This is a genomic window from Dietzia sp. DQ11-38-2, from assembly GCF_014145055.1.
GTDB lineage: Bacteria > Actinomycetota > Actinomycetes > Mycobacteriales > Mycobacteriaceae > Dietzia.
Window position 1 is genome coordinate 1 of sequence record NZ_JAALDW010000269.1, and the last position, 4,896, is coordinate 4,896.

Annotated in this window: 4 protein-coding genes and 2 pseudogenes; 3 read left to right on the forward strand and 3 right to left on the reverse strand. The window is 69.1% G+C overall.

Going from position 1 to position 4,896, the window contains the following annotated elements:
- Window positions 1-696, reverse strand: a pseudogene (locus G6026_RS09755) (NAD(P)H nitroreductase); the annotation flags it as partial.
- A 61-nt stretch (window positions 697-757) separates the two neighbouring features.
- Window positions 758-1,405 (reverse strand): response regulator transcription factor, encoded by a 648-nt coding sequence (locus tag G6026_RS09760; protein ID WP_182613048.1) that lies wholly within the window; start codon window positions 1,403-1,405, stop codon window positions 758-760.
- A gap of 158 nt (window positions 1,406-1,563) precedes the next feature.
- Here G6026_RS09760 and G6026_RS09765 point away from each other — a divergent pair, with 158 nt between their 5' ends.
- The 3 genes from G6026_RS09765 (at window position 1,564) to G6026_RS09775 (ending at window position 4,501) form a co-directional block, all read left to right on the forward strand.
- Complete coding sequence (locus G6026_RS09765) at window positions 1,564-3,219, forward strand: GAF domain-containing sensor histidine kinase (RefSeq protein ID WP_182613049.1); 1,656 nt, start codon at window positions 1,564-1,566, stop codon at window positions 3,217-3,219.
- Window positions 3,220-3,402: 183 nt separating this feature from the next.
- Window positions 3,403-3,924 (forward strand): flavodoxin domain-containing protein, encoded by a 522-nt coding sequence (locus tag G6026_RS09770; protein ID WP_182613050.1) that lies wholly within the window; start codon window positions 3,403-3,405, stop codon window positions 3,922-3,924.
- A 94-nt stretch (window positions 3,925-4,018) separates the two neighbouring features.
- The gene (locus tag G6026_RS09775; RefSeq protein WP_182613051.1) at window positions 4,019-4,501 is read left to right on the forward strand and encodes a hypothetical protein; all 483 of its coding nucleotides are present in this window, start codon (window positions 4,019-4,021) and stop codon (window positions 4,499-4,501) included.
- 190 nt (window positions 4,502-4,691) lie between these two features.
- Here the strand turns inward: G6026_RS09775 and G6026_RS09780 are convergent.
- A pseudogene (locus G6026_RS09780) lies at window positions 4,692-4,896 on the reverse strand (ABC transporter ATP-binding protein); the annotation flags it as partial.

A 4,896-nucleotide genomic window follows, 5' to 3' on the forward strand; every position in this document is an offset into this window, starting at 1 on the left:
GCCCCCGGCCGCGGTGTCGGCCAGCGAGGCCGCCGCGAATCGCCGCGAGGCGATCGCCCCGTCGGAGGCGGAGGACCGCGGTACGTTCCTGGCGGGCACACCGTCGACCTCACGGGACGACCCACTCCACCCCTCGATCTCCGACCGGTAGGCGTCATCGCCCGCGTGGATCCGCGCCGCGGCGTGGACGGCGCCGGCCAGCGCCGACGACACCTCGAGTCGTTCGAGCACGACCCCCTCCCGCGCGGCCCGCACTGTCAACGGGGCGAAGACGTGCTCGGGCACGGGGTAGGAACTGAACCGCCGGCGATCCGAGCGGCGCTGCAGCATCGACGCGGCCAGGTGCCGGTTCTCGATCGTCGGCGGGGTCGGTGTCATGCGCAGAACCGCCAGGAGGTCCGCATCCCCGTCGTCGGGGAAGCGCTCCACGGTCGTGGCCCACCCGACGGCCGCCAGCGCGACCCGCATGTGGTGCAACATCATGCCGCAGCTCAGGTAAATCCCGCGCCGGTCGGGGTCCGAGCTGGGCAGATGGCGGCGTCGGTCGGCACGTAGATGGAGCAGCGGGCCGTCCAGGCTCCACAGCCAGGGCTGCGAGTTGTGCAGCGACGGGGCGCGGGAGGCGAGTCCGGCGGCACGGAGGATCGACGAGGGTGCAGGGGCCGTGGTGGCCGACGAGCGAGGCGAACCGGTCATCACCTCACTGTCCACCGGATGAGTGGCCGCGGCCAGGGACCAACGGCACGACCCGGATGACCTACGACCCGCCGCGCCCGTCGATGATCCGGGCCGCGAAGACAGCGGCCTGGGTGCGACGCTCCATCCCGAGCTTGGCCAGAAGCCTGGAGACGTAGTTCTTCACCGTCTTCTCGGCGAGACACATCCGCGCCGCGATCTGCTTGTTGGTCAGCCCTTCACCCAAGTGGGTGAGCAATCTCTGTTCCTGCGTGGTCAGATTCGCGAGGGGCCCCGCATCGTCCTCCCGACGCCGACGCAGGCGATCCATGAGCACGCCGGCCGCCCGGTTGTCCAACGTCGATGCGCCCCGCCCCACGTCGGCGACGGCCTTGGCCAGTTCCATACCGGTGATGTCCTTGACCACGTACCCGCTCGCCCCGGCCATGATCGCGTCCAGCATCAACTGGTCCTGGGTGTACGAGGTCAGGATCAGGCAGCGCAGCCCCTCCACCTGTGCCAGGAGGTCACGACACAGCTCGATGCCGTCCCCGTCGGGCAGCTGGATGTCGAGCACGGCGACATCCGGCCGCAGGGCGGGTATCCGGGCCAGAGCCTGCGCACATGTGCCCGCCTCTCCGATGACGGACAGCGCGGGGTCGGCGTCCAGGAGCTCGATGAGACCGCGGCGGACGATCTCATGGTCGTCGACGAGGAAAACCGTGGTCATCGCGGGCGCCTCCAGAGGCGGGTGATGGTGTGGGGCCAGTGTACGAGCGCCCGGAGACCGAAGAGCCGGCATGAGGGGAACGAAGCCCGTCGTGCGAGGGCCGTCCCCCGGGTCGAAAAGGTGCGTACGTCGAGCGCTCTGCGTCCTAGTATTCGGGAATGACCGCCGAGTCGGGGAGCGCGAACGATCGCCCACCGGTCGCCGGGGCACCACGGGACAGCAGGGACGCGCTCGTCGACGCCATGCTCGCGATCACCTCGGATCTCGGGCTCGAGACGACCCTCCGTTCCATCGTGCGATCCGCGATGGATCTCCTCGACGCGCGCTACGGCGCGCTGGGGGTGCTCGGCGAAGACCAGACCCTGTCCGACTTCCTCTTCGAGGGGATCGACGCGGAGACGAGGCAGAGGATCGGCCGACGTCCGAACGGTGACGGAGTGTTGGGACTGCTGATCGCCCAGCCGGAGGTGGTCCGACTGCGTGACCTCCGCCGGCATCCCGCCGCGGTCGGCTTCCCCTCCCACCATCCGACGATGACCACGTTCCTCGGCGCGCCGATCCGGGTGCGGGGCTCGCTCTACGGGAATCTCTACCTCGCCGGGAAGAACCGGGGCGAGCACTTCACCGAGGACGACGAGACGGTCATCCGCTCGCTCGCGGCGGCGGCGGGAATCGCGATCGACAACGCTCGCAACCACGAGAACGCCCAGACGCGCCTCAGGTGGATCGAGGCCGCCCGTGATGTCCGCACCGAACTCCTCGCCGGTGTCGGCGACCGCGAGGTGCTGGCTCTGATCACCAGGAGGGTTCTGGGTCTCGCGAACGCCGACCTCGTCTTTGTCGCGCGTCCGGACGATCCCGAACGCCCCCCGCACATGGTGGAGCATCTCGTCGTCTCGGTCGCTTCCGGGACCGGGGCGGACCGATTCGAGGGGGTGTCGCTTCCTGTGGCGGGGTCGACGACCGGGGCGGCATTCGTGTCACGGCAGCCCTCGCGTGGTCACTGGCTCGACCGCGCGGTCACGCCTACCGTTCGCGACGGGTTCGGCCCGGTACTGGCGGCGCCGATGCGCGCGTTCGACGCCACCACCGGCGTTCTCGTGGCAGTGCGCGCGGACGGACGGCCCGCCTTCACCCGGGACGACGTCGAGATGACCGCCCACTTCGCGGACCAGGCTGCGCTCGCCCTCCACCTGGAAGCCTCCGCCACCCGCGCCCGGCAGATGGAGGTCCTCGCCGAACGGGAGCGCATCGCGCGGGACCTGCACGATCACGTGATCCAGCACATTTTCGCCGCGGGCCTGAGCTTGCAGGGGACGCTCCAGCGCACCCGGTCCCCCGATGTCCGTGAACGGCTGACGAGGACCATCGACACCCTCCAGGACATCGTGCAGGAGATCCGCACGACGATCTTCGACCTCCACACCGAGGACACGCAGACGACCCGCCTGAGGCAGCGCATCCACGAGGTGATCGACCAACAACTCGGGGACTCCTCCCTGTGCACACGCGTCCGCATCTCCGGGCCCCTGTCCGTGGTGGGCCCGCGCACCGCCGAACACGTCGTCGCGGTGCTACGTGAGTCGGTGACCAACGTCGTCCGCCACGCACGGGCCGAGTCCATGACGGTCACCGTGGGGATCGGGGACGACATCGTGGTGGAGGTGGCCGACGACGGGGTCGGTCTGGAGGAGCCGACCGACCGGAGCGGACTGGCCAACCTCAGGCGACGCGCCGACGACCTCGGTGGCACGTTCGCCACGTCGACGCACGCCGGGGGAACGGTGATCCGATGGTCGGTGCCACGTCGGTGACGACCTCGTCGTCGTCACCCACCGGGCCTGTCCCTCCCGGGCCATCTCGAGACCACCCCCGACCCGCATTCCATTGTGCTAGTCCCACACGAGGCGGATGATGAGGATCGAGTGATAAGTCCAGGTGGGTCACGTCAGAAGCGACGAGCGCTCGCCGATGCTCGAGCAGGGAGGCACACGACCATGCGCACACTGATCGTCTTTGAATCGATGTACGGCTGCACCCACGACATCGCCGATGCGATCGCACGCGGAGTCGGACAGGTGGGTGACGTGACGACTGTCCCCGTCTCGCACGCCGGTGACGAGGACACCTCGGCCTACGACCTGGTGATCGTGGGCGGCCCCACCCACGTCCACGGGATGAGCCGCGAGTCGACCCGGCAGGGCGCGGTCGAGGCCGCCGACCGACCGGACAGCACGCTGACGGTCGAGCCCGACGCGGCCGGCCCGGGGATCCGGGACTGGCTCGGGGGACTTCCCCGGAGCGAGGGCGCCGCGGCGGCGTTCGACACCCGCGTCGACAAGCCCGCGATCCTCACCGGGCGGGCATCCAAGGGGATCTCGAAGAAGCTGGCTAGCCTGGGGTTCAGCCTCGTCGCCGAGCCCGAGAGCTTCCTGGTCACGTCCGAGACCGAGCTGATCCAGGGCGAAGACGCCCGCGCAGAGCAGTGGGGGCAGAGGGTGGCCGCGCGGCTCCAGTGACCCAGCGCTTCGCCGGCGGCGTCAAAGGAGCACACCCCGGCACTGCTCGCATCGTGTGGAGACCGGGGGTTGACGCTATTGGCAGACTCGGTGGATGCAGAGCAACCGAGACAGGGTGATCACCCCTGCACAGGCGTTCAGGCTCGGCTTCTCGCCTCTGGGGTGTGTCGCCGTTCTGCTGCCGATGATCCCCAACGTTCTCTGGGTGCTCCTCCCCCCGGTCTCCTCCCCGCTGACGGCGGACACGCCCTTTCCGCCGTGGGTCCATGTGATCGGGCTCGTCTGCCAGTCGGTGATGATCGCCCTGCTCATACTGGTCATCAACACGCGACGACGATCCACACCGGGCACCGCGGTCGTCGGCCTCATCGGTGCTCTGGCCCTGCTCGGTTACCTGGTGTTGTGGGTGTTGTACTTTCTCACGCCGATAACGCCGACCATTCTGGTGATGATGGCGATTCTGCCCTCGGTCTACTTCCTCTGCGTGGGGTTGTACCTGCAGAACTATCCCTCGCTCGTCCCGGCAGCTCTTTTCGCGTCCATCCACATTTCGGACACCGCGATGAGCTACCTCTAGACCGCCCTGTATCAGCGCTGCACGCGCACGGCATCATCGGCGATGCGGAAAGCTGCACGGTCAACGCCGTCCTGATGAGGTCAACCGGGCGGCTCCGACATGCTGCTGGTGCGCGACGACTACCCGCCGTCCCGCCTGGATCACGGGCCGGAAGAGGCTCCCCCATGGGAACCGGCGATCACCCCTCCCCTCACTCTCCCCCGAACCACGCCCGACTGAGCTCGGCGTACCTGCCGTCCGAGTGCAGCAGCTCGTCATGAGTCCCGGATTCCACGATCCGGCCGTGCTCCATCACCAGGATCCGGTCCGCGGCCGCGGCCTGGCTCAGCCGGTGCGCCACCACCAGTCCCGCCCGGCCCCGCAGCACTGCGGCGGCCGCGGAGTCGAGGCGACGA